General features: G+C 52.0%; 23 protein-coding genes. 15 read left to right on the top strand and 8 right to left on the bottom strand.

Going from position 1 to position 17,637, the window contains the following annotated elements:
• Positions 1 to 30: 30 nt before the first annotated feature.
• The 5 genes from A7C91_RS01080 to A7C91_RS01065 all read right to left on the bottom strand — a co-directional run bounded on the left by A7C91_RS01080 (position 31) and on the right by A7C91_RS01065 (position 4,560).
• Positions 31 to 2,424: a CDC48 family AAA ATPase gene (locus A7C91_RS01080; RefSeq protein ID WP_068664164.1), complete on the bottom strand. Its 2,394-nt coding sequence runs from the start codon at positions 2,422 to 2,424 to the stop codon at positions 31 to 33.
• A gap of 151 nt (positions 2,425 to 2,575) precedes the next feature.
• On the bottom strand, positions 2,576 to 3,067 hold the full coding sequence (locus A7C91_RS01075) for an Hsp20/alpha crystallin family protein (protein WP_068664162.1): 492 nt from the start codon (positions 3,065 to 3,067) through the stop codon (positions 2,576 to 2,578).
• A 100-nt stretch (positions 3,068 to 3,167) separates the two neighbouring features.
• A complete protein-coding gene (locus A7C91_RS10940; RefSeq protein ID WP_199920060.1) occupies positions 3,168 to 3,320 on the bottom strand; it encodes a mechanosensitive ion channel domain-containing protein in 153 nt (50 codons plus the stop codon).
• Positions 3,317 to 3,661 carry a mechanosensitive ion channel domain-containing protein gene (locus A7C91_RS01070; RefSeq protein WP_068664160.1) on the bottom strand — a complete coding sequence of 115 codons (345 nt, stop codon included), beginning with the start codon at positions 3,659 to 3,661 and terminating at the stop codon, positions 3,317 to 3,319. Before A7C91_RS01070 ends, A7C91_RS10940 begins: the two co-directional genes overlap by 4 nt.
• Before the next feature lie 41 nt (positions 3,662 to 3,702).
• Positions 3,703 to 4,560: an MBL fold metallo-hydrolase gene (locus tag A7C91_RS01065; RefSeq protein WP_068664158.1), complete on the bottom strand. Its 858-nt coding sequence runs from the start codon at positions 4,558 to 4,560 to the stop codon at positions 3,703 to 3,705.
• Positions 4,561 to 4,707: 147 nt separating this feature from the next.
• Between A7C91_RS01065 and A7C91_RS11430 the strand changes: the two genes are divergently transcribed.
• The 9 genes from A7C91_RS11430 (at position 4,708) to rpl18a (ending at position 11,331) form a co-directional block, all read left to right on the top strand.
• Positions 4,708 to 4,827: an ATP-binding cassette domain-containing protein gene (locus A7C91_RS11430; protein WP_234394416.1), complete on the top strand. Its 120-nt coding sequence runs from the start codon at positions 4,708 to 4,710 to the stop codon at positions 4,825 to 4,827.
• A gap of 12 nt (positions 4,828 to 4,839) precedes the next feature.
• Positions 4,840 to 5,055, top strand: coding sequence for a hypothetical protein (locus A7C91_RS11425; RefSeq protein WP_234394415.1), 216 nt, complete (start codon positions 4,840 to 4,842; stop codon positions 5,053 to 5,055).
• 87 nt (positions 5,056 to 5,142) lie between these two features.
• Positions 5,143 to 6,831, top strand: a complete 1,689-nt coding sequence (locus tag A7C91_RS01055) for an acyl-CoA mutase large subunit family protein (RefSeq protein WP_068664156.1) — start codon at positions 5,143 to 5,145, stop codon at positions 6,829 to 6,831.
• A gap of 93 nt (positions 6,832 to 6,924) precedes the next feature.
• Positions 6,925 to 8,004, top strand: a complete 1,080-nt coding sequence (locus A7C91_RS01050; RefSeq protein ID WP_068664154.1) for a hypothetical protein — start codon at positions 6,925 to 6,927, stop codon at positions 8,002 to 8,004.
• Positions 8,005 to 8,015: 11 nt separating this feature from the next.
• Positions 8,016 to 9,872, top strand: coding sequence for a hypothetical protein (locus A7C91_RS01045; protein WP_068664152.1), 1,857 nt, complete (start codon positions 8,016 to 8,018; stop codon positions 9,870 to 9,872).
• 45 nt (positions 9,873 to 9,917) lie between these two features.
• Positions 9,918 to 10,073, top strand: a complete 156-nt coding sequence (locus A7C91_RS01040) for a 50S ribosomal protein L39e (protein ID WP_012572069.1) — start codon at positions 9,918 to 9,920, stop codon at positions 10,071 to 10,073.
• A 10-nt stretch (positions 10,074 to 10,083) separates the two neighbouring features.
• A complete protein-coding gene (locus A7C91_RS01035) occupies positions 10,084 to 10,359 on the top strand; it encodes a 50S ribosomal protein L31e (protein ID WP_068664151.1) in 276 nt (91 codons plus the stop codon).
• A 37-nt stretch (positions 10,360 to 10,396) separates the two neighbouring features.
• Positions 10,397 to 11,083, top strand: coding sequence for a translation initiation factor IF-6 (locus A7C91_RS01030; protein WP_068664150.1), 687 nt, complete (start codon positions 10,397 to 10,399; stop codon positions 11,081 to 11,083).
• Positions 11,084 to 11,097: 14 nt separating this feature from the next.
• Complete coding sequence (rpl18a, locus tag A7C91_RS01025; protein WP_068664149.1) at positions 11,098 to 11,331, top strand: 50S ribosomal protein L18Ae; 234 nt, start codon at positions 11,098 to 11,100, stop codon at positions 11,329 to 11,331.
• 7 nt (positions 11,332 to 11,338) lie between these two features.
• On the opposite strand, the gene A7C91_RS01020 is transcribed toward rpl18a, so the two are convergent.
• Positions 11,339 to 11,941, bottom strand: coding sequence for a DUF7411 family protein (locus tag A7C91_RS01020; protein WP_068664148.1), 603 nt, complete (start codon positions 11,939 to 11,941; stop codon positions 11,339 to 11,341).
• Between the two features lie 75 nt (positions 11,942 to 12,016).
• Here A7C91_RS01020 and A7C91_RS01015 point away from each other — a divergent pair, with 75 nt between their 5' ends.
• From A7C91_RS01015 to A7C91_RS00995, 5 genes are all read left to right on the top strand, one after another.
• The gene (locus tag A7C91_RS01015) at positions 12,017 to 12,433 is read left to right on the top strand and encodes a YhbY family RNA-binding protein (RefSeq protein WP_068664146.1); all 417 of its coding nucleotides are present in this window, start codon (positions 12,017 to 12,019) and stop codon (positions 12,431 to 12,433) included.
• 3 nt (positions 12,434 to 12,436) lie between these two features.
• Positions 12,437 to 12,889, top strand: coding sequence for a 30S ribosomal protein S19e (locus A7C91_RS01010; protein WP_068664144.1), 453 nt, complete (start codon positions 12,437 to 12,439; stop codon positions 12,887 to 12,889).
• Positions 12,890 to 12,964: 75 nt separating this feature from the next.
• The gene (locus A7C91_RS01005) at positions 12,965 to 13,303 is read left to right on the top strand and encodes a DNA-binding protein (protein WP_068664143.1); all 339 of its coding nucleotides are present in this window, start codon (positions 12,965 to 12,967) and stop codon (positions 13,301 to 13,303) included.
• Positions 13,304 to 13,320: 17 nt separating this feature from the next.
• Positions 13,321 to 13,602, top strand: a complete 282-nt coding sequence (locus A7C91_RS01000) for a hypothetical protein (RefSeq protein ID WP_068667351.1) — start codon at positions 13,321 to 13,323, stop codon at positions 13,600 to 13,602.
• A gap of 38 nt (positions 13,603 to 13,640) precedes the next feature.
• Complete coding sequence (locus A7C91_RS00995; protein WP_068664142.1) at positions 13,641 to 14,540, top strand: transcription initiation factor IIB; 900 nt, start codon at positions 13,641 to 13,643, stop codon at positions 14,538 to 14,540.
• A 25-nt stretch (positions 14,541 to 14,565) separates the two neighbouring features.
• On the opposite strand, the gene fen is transcribed toward A7C91_RS00995, so the two are convergent.
• On the bottom strand, positions 14,566 to 15,591 hold the full coding sequence (fen, locus tag A7C91_RS00990) for a flap endonuclease-1 (RefSeq protein WP_068664141.1): 1,026 nt from the start codon (positions 15,589 to 15,591) through the stop codon (positions 14,566 to 14,568).
• Positions 15,591 to 16,016: a phosphate-starvation-inducible PsiE family protein gene (locus A7C91_RS00985; protein ID WP_068664140.1), complete on the bottom strand. Its 426-nt coding sequence runs from the start codon at positions 16,014 to 16,016 to the stop codon at positions 15,591 to 15,593. The genes fen and A7C91_RS00985 overlap by 1 nt, the downstream gene beginning before the upstream one ends.
• A gap of 209 nt (positions 16,017 to 16,225) precedes the next feature.
• Here A7C91_RS00985 and acs point away from each other — a divergent pair, with 209 nt between their 5' ends.
• Complete coding sequence (gene acs, locus A7C91_RS00980) at positions 16,226 to 17,614, top strand: acetate--CoA ligase alpha subunit (RefSeq protein ID WP_068664138.1); 1,389 nt, start codon at positions 16,226 to 16,228, stop codon at positions 17,612 to 17,614.
• Positions 17,615 to 17,637 lie beyond the last annotated feature (23 nt).

Here is a 17,637-nt window from a genome sequence, read left to right as displayed (position 1 = left end):
CTCGTCCCGCGTGAACTATCGTTCACTGGCTCACGCTCCGCGTGACTGCTTGAACTGCTCCTGGATTCTCTTGTAGTACTCCATGGTCTCCTTGCTCACGCTCGGGCCTATCTTCTCCAGTGCCTCCTCGAAGTCCTTCATCGTGACCTTGACTTTCCTGCGTATCTCATCGGCCTTCATTCCAGGCTTGATGATGCCCTCCTGGAGGGCCTTCCTCATGGCTAGCATGGCAGCCTCCCTGACCACTGCCGCTATGTCAGCTCCGGTGTAACCCTCCGTTCTCTTGGCGAGCTCCTCGAGGCTGATGTCCCCAGCGAGCGGCACGTTCCTGGTGTGGACTTTGAGTATCTCCAGTCTGGCCTTCTCGTCCGGCGCTGGCACGAGTATCATTCTGTCAAAGCGTCCAGGCCTCAGCAGGGCTGGATCTATGATGTCTGGCCTGTTGGTAGCTGCTATAACCACTACACCGCTGTTCTCTGCTATGCCGTCCATCTCGGTGAGCAGCTGATTGATGAGCCTGTCGGTGACCCTGTTAACGTCGGTTCCCCTACGCGATGCTATGGCGTCAATCTCATCGATGAATATCACCGTCGGGGCAGCCTGCCTGGCCTTGCGGAATATCTCGCGGATGTTCTTCTCGCTTTCACCGACCCACTTGCTGAGCACCTCTGGCCCCCTTATGGCGATGAAGTTGGCTTCGCTCTCCGTGGCCACTGCCTTGGCTAATAGCGTCTTACCGGTTCCCGGTGGACCGTAGAGGAGTATTCCCTTCGGTGGGGTTATGCCCAGTCCAAGGAAGGCCTCCGGGTACTTGAGCGGCCACTCGACGGCCTCTTTGAGCTCCTGCTTAACATCTTCAAGGCCACCGATGTCGTCCCAGCGGACGTTCGGAACCTCGAGGAGCACCTCCCTGAGCGCTGACGGCTCGACCATCTTGAGGGCCTCGTAGAAGTCCCTCTTGGTGACCTTGAGCTCCTCCAAGACCTCCTTCGGTATGTGCTCAGCCTCGAAGTCTATCTTGCCCTCCTTGATGAGCCTCCTCAGAGCGGCCATTGCTGCCTCTCTTGCCAGCGCTGCCAGATCAGCTCCAACGAAGCCGTGGGTCTTCTCGGCCAGCTCCTCCAGCAGGTCGTCGATGAGCTTGACCTTGACCTCATCGTAGAGCCTCTCATCGAGCTCCATGAGTATCTCCTTGATTTCCTCCTCGGTCTTGGCCCTTTCCACCTTCTCTATGGCCCTGTCGATGACATCCCTGAAGCGCTCGTCGCCACGAAGGTTTTCGAGTATCTTCTTGACCTTGCTGACCATGAACTCTGGCTCGATTGGCATCCCTCTGGTGTGTATCTGGAGTATCTCTTTTCTGCCTTGCTTGTCTGGCACGCCTACCTCGAGCTCGCGGTCGAACCTTCCTGGCCTTCTGAGGGCCGGATCTATCGCATCGGGCCTGTTGGTGGCGGCAATGACTATGACCTTTCCGCGGCTCTTGAGGCCATCCATCAGGGTAAGCAACTGCGAGACGACCCTCTTCTCGACTTCGCCGTGGGTCTCTTCCCTCTTGGGAGCAATTGCGTCAATCTCGTCTATGAAGATTATCGCTGGGGCGTTCTCCTCTGCCTCATTGAATACCTCTCTGAGCCTTTCCTCGCTCTCACCGTAGAATTTGCTCATTATCTCTGGCCCGTTGATGGCTATGAAGTGGGCGTTAGCCTCGTTGGCGACGGCCTTAGCGAGGAGCGTCTTTCCAGTTCCAGGTGGACCGTAGAGGAGCACACCCTTCGGCGGCTCGATGCCGAGCTTCTCGAATATCTCCGGATGCTTGAGCGGGAGCTCTATCATCTCCCTGATCTTCTGGATGACGTCCTTGAGGCCACCTATGTCCTCGTATGTGACGCCGAGTGCTGCCGTCTTGCTGACCTCCTTGACGGGCTTCTCGCTGACGGTGAAGTCGGTAAACTCAGTTATCTGGACTATACCAGCTGGAGTTGTCGTGGTGACGACGAAGGTAAGCTCCTGACCTAGTATGCCTACCTTGATGTAGTCTCCCCTGACGACTGGCCTACCGACGAGCCTGCTGTGGAGCCACTCAATGAAGTCGTGCCCAAAGCGTATCGGCTCGGTCGGGGCAACTATGACCTTTTTGGCTTCCTTGACCTCTGCCTTTCTGACCGTAACCTCGTCGCCAAGTCCAACTCCAGCGTTCTTCCTGATGGTTCCATCCATCCTAATGATGTTAAGTCCCTCATCCTCTGGGTAAGCTGGCCAAACGACCGCGGCGGTGTTCTTGGTTCCGATGATCTCGATGATATCACCCGGCTGGACGTCAATCTCGCGCATGGCTTTTCTGTCTATCCTAACTATCCCTCTTCCAACGTCGCGCTGATATGCAGACGCGACCTTCAGCTTAACTTCTCTCTTTTCGATCATTTCTCACCACCTCCAAACTTTTTCATGACCAATGATCTTGATTTTTGCAGTTTGATTTTATCTGGGGTTGCAGGGGGCGAAGCCCCACCACGGGGTTTGATGGTAGAGGAAGATAAGGGGGTGCCCCCTGTCTTCCCTTAAAACGAAAGCGTCACTCAATCTTAACCTCGAAGCCCTCTCCTTCCTTCTTGGTCGGGTGCTTCTTTGGAATCCTGATTTCAAGGACGCCGTTGTTGTACTTGGCCTTGGTCTTCTCCGGGATGACCTCCTCCGGGAGCCTGATGACTCTCCTGTAGCCGCTGTAGTAGCGCTCGATCTTTATGGCTCCCTCGCGCTCAAGCTCCTTCTTGCGCCTGACCTGAGCCTCGATGTAAACCGTGTCGTCAGTAACCCTGACCTTGATGTCCTCCTTTCTGACTCCTGGAAGCTCGGCAGTGATGACGAACTCGTCGCCACTGTCGAAGATGTCAACGAATGGCTCCCTCCAGACCTCGCTGGTAAGCTCTTCGTAAGCTGGCCCCTCGCGGTTGCTCCAGAGCCTTGGTCCGCGCATGAAGTCCCTGAATATTGCGTCAATCTCCTCCTGGATTTCTCTCATTATGTCGAACGGGTCCCAGTAAGGGCGGTCCCTCCTCCAGACCACCGGCACCACCCCTTCACCTTTTGGTTACCAGTAGTAACTAAAAAAGATGAGTTTATAAAGTTTTGTGTCTTTTAGTGTACATCGGTGAATAAAACCTGCTTCATTCTTTGGTCTTCTTTTCTTCGAACCTCACGATGGGCGCGTTCCAGACGAGTTTGGTGGGAATGGTGACGGTCTCTCTGTCGTTCCCGATTAGAACAATGTTTGTGGCGTTTATTTCCTTGACGACGCCCTTGTAGTCCTTCAGGTTCACAGGTTCACATAGCCACCTATCTCGAAAGGTCTGACCGCCGAGATCCACGCCCCAGCTGCTATGTTGTTCAGCATGTCGTGCAGTCCAAAGCCCATGAGGATGCCGATGAAGGCGGTGACGCTTATCGTCAGCCCCTCTATCCGATAGCCGAGGTAGCTTAGGGCGGAGAAGATTGAGAACATGACTCCCACAACGACGACAAAGTACTCGAGGAAGTCGAGGATGATGTCGCGCAGGTTAAACTTGGTCATCGATTTTCTTATGCCGAGCCCTACAAGCTTTGAAATTAACGATCCGGCCGCGATTATGAGGAGTGCATAAATTAGCCTCCCAAGATCCATAAGACATCTCTCTCCTTTTATTCGTCGCACACCTTTTAAGGTTAAAGTTCTAGGACGGCGTTTGGCTCAACAGCCTCCGCTGGGTAACCCAGTCCCCGCAGAATCCTCGCGAACTCCCCCGCAAACCCATAAACCGTGAAGACCCTCTCGGGCTTTACCCTCTCCACTATCCGAATCAGCTCCCAGAAATCCGCGTGGTTACTAAGCTTTAACCTTCCGAAGCCAGAAACCGTCAGCTCCCAGGGTGAGAGAGAGTTCTCTACTTTGGGAGAGCGGTAGGAGCGCAGAACTACATCGCCGTTGGCGTCAACGTTTCCAAACTCCACTCCAAACTTCGTGTAGACCCTCGCCACCTTTAGCATCTCCCGCGACGGCCTGACCGTGTAGCCGTGGACGTCGAGTATCTTCATGACCTCTTGGGCCTTTCCCATCTGATTGACGTAGAGAGTTGGCCTTTGTCCCCTGTCCAAGGCCTCCTCCACGAAGGCAATCATCTTTTTCTCAGCCTCCCTCGGCGAGGGAAAAGTGAACGCTGGAACGCCAAAGGTTGCCTCGATTATCAAAAAGTCAGCCCTCGGGAAGCGGCTCTTCTCAGCGGTTCTTAGCTTGAACCACTTAGTGTCGCCGGTGTAGAAAACCGTCCCCGTGTCCAGCCACAGCTTTATCCCGGCGGAGCCGAGCATGTGACCGGCCGGATAGAGCTTTGCCCTGTAATCGTCGAGGTAAAAGGTTTTGCCGAACTCGATCTCCTTGTAAAATCCACCCTTTCTCAGGTGGCTGAGGAACTTCGTGGCTCTTGTCGCGTAAATAACCTCACCGCTAACGAAGTGGTCGGTGTGGGCGTGGCTCTGGAAGGCTATCCTGGTGGAACTGTCGAGGCCGAGGTTTCGGAGTATCATCAATTAGTTCTTCATCAAAACTCTTTTAGGAACTTCGTTTCTATATATCTCTTAGTGTTGAGATGAGCGACGAATATGTCATTGCACCAAGTTCTTCGGCAAGCAGAACGTAGTCTACCTTCTCGACCTGAGCGTCCTGGGGGCGTGGTGTACAGCTTTCTCGGACCTAACGGCGCCGGAAAGACTACCACCATAAAGATGCTGACCGATGCGCTCAAGTCGACCTACGGCGAGATAATGATTTTCGGTCTTGAGATGCCACGCTAGAGAGTCGAGATAATGAAGCGGGTCGGCTACATGCCTGAGGTGCCGATAGCCTACGAGGACATGGCGATCTTTGAGTTCCTCATTTACATGGGGCGCCTCTTGAGGATGAAAAAAGAGGACGCCATGGAGCAGGCGAGGGAGCTGATGCAGTACACGGGCTACCTTATCATCGCAGGACTACTGGCCCTCCCGGGGGCGGTTATCTATCTGGAGGGGCGGCTTGAGTGATGGATATTTTATCCATTATCAAGCCTCACCTTTCACTATGTAAAAGCTTTTTATAGTCGCCTGTCAAAATAAGGGCAGGTGGTACGGATGACGTTCGATAAGGAGAAGCTCAAGGCCATAAAGCAGGCCGAGGGGAAGTGGGAGGAAAACGTTGTTAAGCCCCTCATCGCGAAGAGGCCTGAAAGAAAAGAGAAGTTTATGACGGACGATGGCTTTGAAATAAAGCGCGTTTACACCCCCGCTGACCTCAGCGAGGACTGGGACTACCTCGAGAAGCTCGGTTTCCCTGGTGAATACCCCTTCACGAGGGGCGTTTATGCAACCATGTACCGCGGCCGTTTCTGGACCATGAGACAGTACGCAGGTTTTGGAACGGCTGAGGAGAGCAACAAACGCTATAAGTATCTTCTCAGCCAGGGACAGACGGGTTTGAGCGTCGCCTTTGACTTGCCCACGCAGATAGGCTACGACTCCGACCACCCGATGAGTGAGGGTGAGGTCGGAAAGGTCGGCGTTGCCATAGATTCTCTCTGGGACATGAGGATTCTCTTCGACGGAATACCGCTCGATAAGGTCTCGACCTCGATGACCATCAACTCGACCGCTGCCAACCTTCTCGCCATGTATATCCTCGTTGCCGAGGAGCAGGGCGTTAAGCCTGAACAGCTCCGCGGAACCGTTCAGAACGACATCCTCAAGGAGTACATCGCTCGCGGTACCTACATCTTCCCACCGCAGCCGAGCATGAGGCTCACCACTGACATCATCATGTACTGCGCTGAGCATGTTCCAAAGTGGAACCCAATTTCAATAAGCGGCTACCACATAAGGGAGGCTGGAGCGAACGCCGTTCAGGAGGTCGCCTTCACGCTCGCCGATGGAATAGAGTACGTTAAAGCTGTTATAGAGAGAGGAATGGACGTTGATAAGTTCGCCCCAAGATTGAGCTTCTTCTTCAACGCCCACAACAACTTCCTCGAGGAGATAGCTAAATTTAGAGCTGCCAGAAGGCTCTGGGCCTACATAATGAAGGAGTGGTTCAACGCCAAGAACCCGAAGTCGATGCTCCTGCGCTTCCATACCCAGACGGCAGGTTCAACTCTTACAGCTCAGCAGCCCGAGAACAACATTGTTAGGGTCGCAATTCAGGCCCTGGCAGCGGTTCTCGGAGGAACCCAGTCCCTGCACACCAACTCCTACGATGAGGCTCTGAGCCTTCCGACGGAGAAGAGCGTTAGGATTGCATTGAGAACCCAGCAGATTATCGCCTACGAAAGCGGCGTTGTTGATACGATAGACCCGCTTGGAGGTTCATATTACATCGAATGGCTCACCGATCACATCTACGAGGAAGCTTTGAAGTACATCGAAAAGATTCAGAAGATGGGCGGAATGATGAGGGCCATCGAGAGGGGCTACATCCAGAAGGAGATAGCGGAGAGCGCCTACAAGGTCCAGAAGGAGGTCGAGGAGAAGAAGCGCATCATCGTTGGTGTCAACGAGTTCATCGTGGACGAGCCTCTTGAAGTCGAGATACTCAAGGTCGACCCGAGCATCAGGGAGAAGCAGATTGAACGCCTTAAGAAGCTCCGCTCCGAGAGGGACAGCAAGAAGGTTGAAGAGGCTCTTGACAAGCTCAGGAACGCGGCAGAAAAGGAGGACGAGAACCTCATGCCTTACATAATCGAGGCCCACAGGCACCTCGCGACGCTTGGAGAGGTCACTGACGTCCTTCGTGAGGTCTGGGGCGAGTACAGAGCGCCACTGATATTCTGAGCTTTCTATCTTTCTTTCAAGTGTTTGGTTAGATTTTCATTTCTGCCGAGTAAAATTTATAAATTTGTCGTTAGATTTTTCTCGGTGATGTGAGTGAGAAGGGTTGTTGGACTGCTTATTTCAATCTTAGTATTCGGGTTAGTTCTACAGCCCGCACTCGCCACCAAGGATGCGATTCAGCAGACAACCGCGGGAATAAGGGTGTATGAAATCGAGATTTATGGGGTCCCAGTGAAGCTCGTTATAGCCGATAACTCCAGTTTGAACACACCGGAGGAAGTTAAGGCATTTATTGAGAGTCGTATTTCTCCTGAAGAGTTCGTGGACGGTTCTGCCATTAACGTTAAATCTGCCACATCCACGCAGGGTTGGTCAAACGAACATCCATTACTGCTTTCGATGAAATCAATGGGAACCGCGATGTCCACGGGTACTAGTGTGTTCGTCCCATCGGCTATGGCTGTCATGTCCATCCCAATTTTTGTAGTAGGTAAATGGGTTTTAACCGCACTTTATGCACTCCTTGCAATGGCGGTAGTAATGTTTTCCATCGAAGTTGCCGAGGCCATTTACGAATACAGTGATGAAATTCATGAAAAGCTCAATAGCGCTTACCAGTACTTCTACAACTACATAGAAGAGAGAAAGAAAGATGAAAAGACAATTCACATATACGAAAAGGGCTTTTATGGTGGTCTTCCTAAAAGAATCTACGTAAAGGAATTTGTTCATAAAACAGATTTTAGAGTTACCGTTGGGGAACTGGTTGGTGTTATTGCTGAGGTTCCTTCAGGCAAACTTGCTCTTAACGCTACTGTAAAGAATTTAAAGGAAGGCAACTGGGAGCTGGCGGCTTTAAAAGGGATTAGGTTCATTATTGGAGCAACAGGTGAGGCAGTAGCATATCTTGCAATAATAAAACCCGAAGCATATGGCCCTTCTACTGTTGACATAACACCAAGGTCAAACGCAAAGGGGCCTGACTTTGTTTATGTAAAAAGCACAAAAATCCCTTCAGATTTGACGAAATGGGAGGCAAAGGGAACCACAGTTTTCAGAGTTACCTCATTGATAAGGGACGGGTACTATCGCAATCTGGAAGGCCAGCCGGGTATAGTTTCCGTTTACAGGATGTATAAGTCAAACTTTTACGTGGCGTTCATACACGCATAGGGGGGATAAAAATGCACATGGACACTCTACGCATGCAGGCAGTGTTAGCTAATTACATATCATCAAAGCCCTATATTGAAAAGTTCCTCAAAGATGAGGGTGAACACCCCTTGCCGGGCATCATCCAGGACATCCTCTACGCTGTCATAGGATTCTTTGGTTCTGAAGAGTGGGAACTGTGTTCAGAGGCATGCTCCTACCTCAGACTCCTTGAAGAGCATTTAATAAAGAATGGGAAAAACCTCCGGGACTACATAGAGCCACATTTAGAGCCCTATCTGGAACTTGCGAAACTCCTGTGCAAGATACTTCAGGGAATCAGAGGGGACGAAAAAATCTCTGAGAAGGATTTAGAGAGGTTAGGAGCGCTATCTAAGGGTAATTATCTTGTTGCTTTGGACATTGTAAGGGAGGCATTCACAACCCTCCAAAAACACCTAAAGGGCAGAGTGCCAGAGGATGCTTTGAAAGAACTAAATATCCCTTCCGTTTCTAAGCCCAGCGTAGTCCATAGCGTGACCCTTGACGAACAGATTGCGACCATCAACGCTGAGTTTACAACGGCAAGAATATGGGCAAAAACCCTCTTTTCTGGAGGAATAGATGAAGCAAGTGTGGGTTATTACATCCTTCTCTTAACAAGAAACTTTTCTCGTGCCTTTGAACTATTCTTCGCAACAGGAGAAGAAAAAGGCATAAGGGAAACGTGGGAATTCCTTGAAAAGCTCAAAAAACTGAGCAGGGAGCGTTCTCTAAGTCTGACAAGAGATTCAGACGTTTATCATCCTCTTCAGACGGCTGAGGTACTCCACGAACTCTGGTCGTTCATGGAGAAGTCCATGCCGATTCCAAAGGACACTTTGTCCCGAGCTCTTTCCATTCTTTCTAGAGAGAGATCTCCGCTCAGGAGGAAGGCTCTTCTCCGCATCAAGGACTACCTTGAATCCCACAACTTTGAAGTCCCGAAGGAGCTCATGAAGACCTTAGAGAGTTTCCCCAAGCCAAAGGAAAGAAACTATTGGGAAGAATACCAGAAAACACTGAAAGAATTCGACGAAAAGGGTAGGAAGTTTCATGAGGAGGCGAAAAAAGAATGGGAGTTAGTGAAGAGTGGAAAAGCTGAAGATCCAACAGGCTCTATCCAGAACATCATATGGGACTTGAGTGAGGCTGTGGTTTACAACTTTGCCCTCAGAAGGTTTAAGCTTGTCAAGGAAGCCTACGAACTTTTCCTCCAGGCCTACGAATTTGCAAAAGAAAACAACTTGTTTAAGACGAAGCTCAGCAAGGATATCTGGCTTGGAAAGCTCAAACGTGTGAACCTCAAGTGGGGCAACGATATAAGGTGGTACGAGGATTACAGGGTTATCTCTAACAGGATAATTCGCCTGACGAGAACAGCCGAGTTCATGATGTGGAAGCGCAGAATTCCGGAGTTCCTGTATGCCAACCCGTACATTAACTTGGGGGGAGACTACGAGCATAATGACCCTCCACTATGTGCCCTCACGAAGGCTCTGATGATGATACTCGACCACAACAGGTCGAAAGGCAATCTTTCCACTCTTGAACTCCAGGAGGAAGTGCTGGATTACGCATTGAGGCTCAACCTTCTTTGGCCGGAGGACGTTAGGGTTCTTGAGTGCAAAGACGGCAAATGCATCATTTTCAGGGGCGAAATATCCGAAGATGGCCTTCAGGGCTTCAAAAAGTATCCTTTTGACGCAGACGTTGTATTTTACAGGGGCAAAGATACAGTTATTGGCTACTCTAGAATGAGAAAGCTGGGATACGTATGCGGAAAAGAAGGAGTCAATGAGCTGATTCGAGAAGCACTTAGGCCCACAAAAAAGCTTAAAAAAGGATAGGTCAAGCAACGTTAGACATCACGATAACCTCAGGAGGGATTATGAATGGCGAGAAACAAGCCGCTTGCAAAGAAGCTCCGTCTTGCTAAGGCCGCCAAGCAGAACAGGCGTGTTCCGGTCTGGGTCATCGTTAAGACCAACAGGAAGGTCATGACACACCCGAAGAGAAGAATGTGGAGAAGGACCAAGCTTAAGGAGTGAGGTGGTGTAAATGCCGATTAATCCGGGAGACGAGGTCATATTCACCGTTCCGATTAGGAAGGTTAAGAAGAGGGTCCCGCGCTGGAAGAGGGCTCCAAGGGCAGCTAAGTTCGTTAAGGAGTGGGTAGCGAGGCACGCCAAGGCCGAGGAGGTCATCATCGCCCCTGAGGTCAACGAGAAGATCTGGGAGCGCGGAGCGGAGAAGCCACCCAACAAGCTCCGCATTAAGGTCAAGGTTGAGGAGAAGGACGGCGTTAGGGTCGCCTTCGTGAACCTCGCCCGGTGAGTCCCTTTCCCTTTTAATTCATAAAAGAGGTGACGAGATGCACATCGAAAAGCTCGATTTTGAGAACTCTCCGTATCTCGGCGTCTACGGTGTTGCGACCGATAGGGTAGTCCTGATTAGGGAGGGCCTTGGAGAGAAAAAGCTCGAAGTGCTTAGAGAGGTCCTCAAGGTTCCGCTCATCGAGACCAGCATAATGAAGTCCAGGATTATCGGAATATTCGCCGTTGGCAACTCCAACGCCATAGTGGTTCCCTACTACGTCTGGGATTCAGAGCTTGAGCACATCCAGAACGAGCTCAAGGAGTACGGCATAGACATGATTATAGAACCCTTCCAGAGCACTCTGACTGCCTTTGGAAACCTCATCCTGGTCAACGACAGGGCCGCGTTGGTCAGCGCGAAGTTTACCAGGGAAGATGCCAAGAAGCTGGAGGACATCCTCGGCGTTGAGGTCGAGAGGGGAATTATAGGTGACTACCACGCGGTTGGCAGTGTGGGTGTCGTCACCAACAGGGGCGGCCTCGTCCATCCAGAGGCAACCGATGAGGAGCTTGAGTGGCTCCGCGACCTGTTTAAGGTTGACATCTACGTTGGAACTACCAACATGGGCGTTCCATTCGTCGGTTCATGCATGCTGGCGAACTCTCACGGTGTAGTGGTTGGACACCTCACCACTGGACCCGAGATAGTTAAGATTGAAGAGGCTTTGGGATTCCTCGACTAATGGAGGTGTGATGAATGGACGTTAAGGTCTTCCGCGTTAAGGGTGTGTTCGAGAGGCTCGGAAAGAAGCAGCCGTTCACCAAGGAGTACAGGGCTTTAAAGCCGGAGCATGTTGCCGAGCTCGTCTACTCGGAGATAGGCAGCAAGCACAGGGTTCCCAGGTCCAAGATATGGATCGAAAGCATCGAGGAAATACAGCCAGAAGAGGCCGAAGATCCAGTCGTCAGGAAGCTCAGCCTCGAGCTCTGATTTCCTTTTATCTTGTTTCTTCGGTCTTCCAGCCCAGAACCCTCGACTGATAGTGCCTCCTAGGAAAAATCCCCAGAGGATCTATTCCCTTCTCCCTGAGCAAATACCTGAGCTCGACTTCGTAGTCGGCCTTTTGGAGTTCCTCGCTCTCCCTGATTTTAACGATGAACAGCATCTCGGTGAGTTCTCTTATTGTCTTGTAGCCCAGACCGAGAAGCGGGCGGATGTAGGCGACGCTAAACCGATCCTCCAGCGAGCGGGTCTTGGGCAGGTCGAGGAATGGAACCCTATCGTCTCTCCTAGTGCCGTCACTAATCCGGTCGGCAATCTTTGCCACAGCCTCCAGGGCCCTCTCATGGATGAACTGGATGGCGTTGTTTGGATGGCCGTCCTGTATACACATCTCCGCAGCCTTTTTCAGCGTGTCCCTTGGTAAGTAGAGCACTTGATGCTCAAAGCCAAGCCTTTCGGCGGTTTCCTTGGCATGGCGCCAGTTGTCGAGCAGACCGAAGCTAATCGTTACAAGCTTTACGTCATAACCCATCCTCTCCAAAATCCACGCGGCCAAGCTTGAGTCTTTTCCGCCGGAGTAGAGGTGGTAGACTTCCATGCCATCACCCCTTAGGCAACCTTTAAAAGCCAAACTTTTATAAAGCCTTCAGCCGGAGGGCGAGAGGTGAGAGAGATGGAGAAACGCTTACCCGGAAAAGTGAGGCGAGCCATTCGCGCTAAATATTACGATATCGAACCCAAAGCTTGGATAGGTAAGAGGGGGTTAGATGAAGGCGTCATCAGCGAGATAAACACCCAGCTCGAGAAGGACGGTATACTCAAGGTCGAGATCCGGAAGGGCGCACTTATCAGCACAGGTATGGAGCGGAAAGAGCTGGCAGAGAAGGTGGCCGAGCTGACCGACAGCGAGCTCATCGAAGTCAGGGGCAAAAGGTTTATATTGTTCAAGCCGAGAGAGGGGTGGGAAAAGTATTTAAGGAAGCTCCAGAGAAAGGAGCTTTCGAAGGAAAAGCGGGAAGAGAAGCCCGTTAAGAAAGTCAAGCTTGACATCGCTCAATTCAGGAGGAAATTCAAGAAGGGGAGGGATTGAAGGATGGCTACAGTTTATGACGTTCCCGGTGATTTGCTCGTTGAGAGGGTTGCTCAGAAGCTCAAGGAGATAGAGGCCATAAAGCCGCCTGAGTGGGCTCCGTTCGTCAAGACCAGCAGACACAAGGAGCGCCTTCCAGAGCAGGAGGACTGGTGGTACTACAGGGTTGCTTCAGTCTTCAGGAAGGTATACATCAACGGGCCGGTCGGAATCGAGAGGCTCAGGACCTGGTATGGCAGCAGGAAGAACCGCGGCCACGCCCCGGAGCACTTCTACAAGGCAAGTGGAAGCATCATCAGGAAGGCCCTCCAGCAGCTCGAGCAGGCTGGCTTCATCCAGAAGGTTCCGGGTGAGGGAAGGGTCGTTACCCCACAGGGACAGAGCTTCCTCGACAAGATTGCCACCGAGCTCAAGAAGGAGCTTGAGGAGCAGATTCCGGAGCTCAAGAAGTACTGAGCTCACCTCTTCTACTTTCCTTCCAATAGAGAACCTTTTTAACCTTCCCGTGCAGTTTGAACTGGAGGTGAGAGAATGGCCGAGGACATAGAGGAGATTAGAAAGAGGAAGCTCCTCGAACTGCAGAAGAGGTACCTTGAACAGCAGAAGGCCCAGGAGGAGGCTATAAGGCAGGAGATGGAGCTTGAGGCTCAGCTCAACGCCATAATGAGGCACATACTTACCCCCGAGGCGAGGGAGAGGGTTGGAAGGGTCAAGCTGGTAAGGCCCGAGCTGGCCCGCCAGGTGGAGCTCGTTCTCGTCCAGCTGTATCAGGCTGGACAGATACGCGAGCCAATAGACGACGCCAAGCTGAAGAGAATCCTTGCCCAGGTGGATGCAAGAACAAGAAAAGACTACAGGATTAAGTGGTGAGCTTGGAAGGTGCCCCCATGGACGTTAAGGAGATAATCAGGATACTCGACGAAAAGGGAGAGGTCAGTCTGGAAACATGGAAGGCCGTTTCCGTTAAGAAGAATGTAGATGGGACAGTTGATATTCTTTACAAGAATCTCCATGTGGGCACTGATGACGATCCAGTCTTTCTCTGGATTTATGCGAACGTTGTAGAGGATGACTGGGACGTCAGGGTTTTGGAGAGGATTACGTTCAAGCGGGAAGACTTGGCATGGCTTCTCCGCTATGTTGCCAAGAAAAAAGGCGAAGATTTATAAACACTTTATAAAAAAGCCGCCCCAGTGGGGGTGTTGGAGTGAGCAAGCATAGGATCTGCCCGGTCTGCGGTTCGATGGAGTTCATCTACGACCCGGGTAGGGGCGAGGTCATTTGTAAGGTTTGCGGTTACGTTATTGAAGAAAACGTCATCGATATGGGTCCAGAGTGGCGCGCTTTTGATGCATCTCAGAGGGAGAAGAGGGCTCGCGTTGGTGCTCCCGAGAGCATTCTCCTCCACGATAAAGGCCTTTCCACTGACATAGGTGTCGACAGGAACCTCTCGGGTCTTATGCGTGAGAAGATGTACCGCCTGAGGAAGTGGCAGTCCAGGCTGAGGGTTAGCGATGCTGCCGAGCGTAACTTGGCTTTTGCCCTGAGTGAGCTCGACAGGATAGCCTCCCAGCTTAAACTTCCAAGACATGTCGAGGAGGAGGCCGCAAGACTCTACCGTGAGGCGGTGAGAAAGGGTCTCATAAGGGGCCGTTCGATTGAGAGCGTTATAGCAGCGTGTGTTTACGCCGCCTGCAGGTTGCTTAAGGTCCCCAGGACGCTCGACGAGATAGCGGACATCTCCCGCGTCGACAAGAAGGAGATAGGCAGGAGCTTCCGTTTTATAGCGAGGAACCTCAACTTGACTCCTAAAAAGCTCTTTGTCAAGCCCACTGACTACGTTAACAAGTTCGCCGATGAACTGGGTCTGAGCGAGAGGATCAGGAGGAGGGCCATAGCCATACTCGAGGAAGCCTATGATAGGGGCCTCACGAGCGGAAAGAGCCCCGCTGGACTGGTCGCGGCGGCGCTATATATCGCTGGCCTGCTAGAGGATGAGAAGAGAACCCAGAGGGAAGTGGCCGAGGTAGCCCGCGTTACGGAGGTCACCGTTAGGAACCGCTACAAGGAGCTCGTCGAGAAGCTGAACCTGAAGATTCCGGTTTGATTTATGGTAATTAAATCGGGAGGAGTCACCTCCTCCCGAACCAGCTCTCGAGCGTGGACTGCTTCCCCGCTTTTATTGCTTTTTTCAATCTCTCTAGGCCGTTCTTAACGCGCTCCTCGCTGAAGTCGTGCTCGTCGCAGAGGAACTTTAAGATGCCCTCCTCGTCGGGCATTCTCCACTCTAACTTTAACTCGTCGGTAACAGGCGGATTGAGGAAGAACTCCTTTATTGCGTAGAGGTCAATCTCGCTTTCCTTCTGGTAAGTCTTGAGCGGATCTTTGGTGCGTTTGACTATAGTCAGGGCTTTTTTGGGTCCTATACCCTTGATTCCGCCAGGATTGTAGTCGGTTCCGACGAGGATTGCCATCTCAATCAGCTTTTCCCTGTCGATGCCAAGCTCCTTCAAGACCCCCTCAAGAACGATCAGTTCGGGCGTGACCTCCACGTAAACGTTTTTCCCCGGGAGCTTTCTCCTTCCCGTTATTGTGAGGTTCCTCACGAGCTTGGGCGCGCCAAAGAGGAGAGAGTCGTAGTCCTGACTAGCGGAGGCGTAGACCTTCTTCTTCGCCGCCATGTAGGCCGCTTGAGCTTCGCCTTCGCTTGGGGCCTGAACTACTGGGATGCCCATCAGTTCGAGAAGCTTCTTGGCGTCGTTTATCAACCCCTCATTGACGCGCGTTGCCCTCTGGGCGTACTTCTTGGCCTCTTCGAGGTCGCCTCTCTCGAGGGCCTCGTGCCACTTCTCCTCTGCCTCTTCTCTCGCTTCCCTTCTCTTCTCGAGCTCCTTCCTTTTGAAGTCCGGTGGCTTCCCGTCGAAGACGTAGGCAGGCTTTATCCCCGCTTCCATGAGGTTTATCGTGCGGTAGAAGAGTCCCGACAGGTGGGAGGTTATTCTGCCCTGGGAATCCATCAGCGGGGTCCCATCCCTCTGGCGAATGGTTGAGAGGAACTGGTAAAGCGCGTTGAAGGCATCGATGGCTACCTTTCTCCCGTAGAGGCTCTCCAGCTCGATTTCTTTCCTTGGAAGGAGCTCACCGATCTGTACTCCCATCAGTCCTCACCTACCTTGATGTAGAAATAGCCCAAAACGAACAGCAGGGCTGCTATGGATAATAGCTTAAACGAATCCAGGTGCTCGAAATCTGACGCCACGATGAGCTTCTGAATCAGGGCAACTATACCGACCTCGAGGATGTGGGTTAGACTCACACGGTGCTGTCTGAGGTAGATTATGAGGATACGGTAGGTCTCTATCAGGATTATGGTGACCAGGACGTTGGCTATCAGAAGCTTCGGTTCGGTCACCCTGTAAGTCAGCTTGAAGTTGAGATATATGGAGTACACGGTGAGGTACAGTATGAAAAAGAGGAACATCATCACCACGAAGTCGAAGCTAATCTCCAGCACCTTTCTGAAGAGCTTGTGCACCTGTGTGTACTGGGCCGTATTCTCGTTTTCAATCCTCGTCATCTTCATCAGCCTACCGTAGGTTCATTACCGTTCGGGCGAGGGAAGAATCATCACTCGGAAGTTTGGGTGGCAGATTTTAAATGCTTTTTTCTAAAGGTTGGAAACCAGGGGTTCCTTTGACGGATGCCGATTCGGTTATCGTCAAAACGTGAAGAGAAAAGTTATAACTTATTTTACTGACGTGAAAACTGTAAATATCACCAGGGGTGAAGGAGATGAGTTTGGAGGCACTTTTCAGACCAAAAAGCATCGCCATCATTGGGGCCTCGGAGAAGCCGGGCAAGATAGGATACGCAATTATGAAGAACCTTATTGATTATGGCTACGAGGGAAAAATCTACCCAGTTAACGTTAAGGGCGTTGAAATCGAGATGAATGGCAGGAAGTTTAAGTCATACAAGAGCATCCTCGATATTCCTGATGACGTCGATATGGCGGTTGTAGTTGTTCCCGCCAAGTTTGTCTCGCAGGTCGTCGAGGAGTGCGGCAAGAAGGGCGTTAAAGTTCTTCCCATCATAAGCTCTGGCTTTGGCGAGCTCGGCGAGGAGGGCAAGAAGATCGAGAGGCAACTCGTGGAGATCGCCAACAAGTATGGTATGAGAATCCTTGGCCCGAACATCTTCGGCGTCGTCTACACTCCAGCCAAGATGAATGCCACCTTTGGCCCAACCGACGTCATGCCAGGTAACCTCGCCCTCATCAGCCAGAGCGGTGCTCTTGGAATAGCTCTCATGGGATGGACCATCCTCGAGAAGGTCGGTCTCTCAGCTGTTGTCAGCGTTGGAAACAAAAGCGACATCGATGACGCCGATCTGCTTGAGTTCTTCAAGACCGACGACAACACCAATGCTATACTCATTTACATGGAGGGCGTCAAGGACGGAAGGCGCTTCATGGAGGTTGCCAAGGAGGTCAGCTTGGAGAAGCCGATTATCATCATCAAGGCCGGAAGAAGCGAGCGCGGTGCTAAAGCTGCAGCCTCCCACACTGGCTCGCTCGCCGGTGCCGACAAGATTTACGAGGCCGCCTTCAAGCAGAGCGGTATTCTGAGGGCCTTAACCATCGGTGAGGCCTTTGACTGGGCGAGAACGCTGAGCAACCTGCCGGAGCCAGAGGGCGAGAACCTCATCATACTCACCAACGGCGGTGGAATTGGAGTTATGGCCACCGACGCCGCTGAGGAAGAGGGTCTGCACCTCTACGACAACCTGGAAGACCTGAAGGTCTTCGCCAACCACATGCCGCCCTTCGGTTCCTACAAGAACCCCGTTGATCTGACCGGTATGGCCGGCGCGGAGGCCTATGAGGGTTCCATAAGGGACGCCCTGGCGAACCCGAACATGCACAGCATTGCTGTGCTCTACTGCCAGACGGCCGTGCTTGATCCGAGGGATCTCGCCAAGATAGTCATCCGCGAGTACAACGAGAGCGGCAGGAAGAAGCCACTTGTCGTTGCCATCGTCGGCGGCATAGAAGCCAAGGAAGCCATAGACATGCTCAACGAGGAGGGCATTCCAGCCTACCCAGAGCCGGAGAGGGCGATAAAGGCGCTCGCTGCCCTCTACCGCTGGAGCCGCTGGAAGAAGATACAGAGGAGGGAGTGAGCCCCTTCTACCTTATATTTTTG

The sequence above is a fragment of the Thermococcus piezophilus genome (assembly GCF_001647085.1).
In the GTDB taxonomy this organism is placed as follows: domain Archaea; phylum Methanobacteriota_B; class Thermococci; order Thermococcales; family Thermococcaceae; genus Thermococcus; species Thermococcus piezophilus.
The sequence above is the reverse complement of the archived record's forward strand: the minus strand, read 5'-3'. Positions and strand labels throughout refer to the sequence as shown.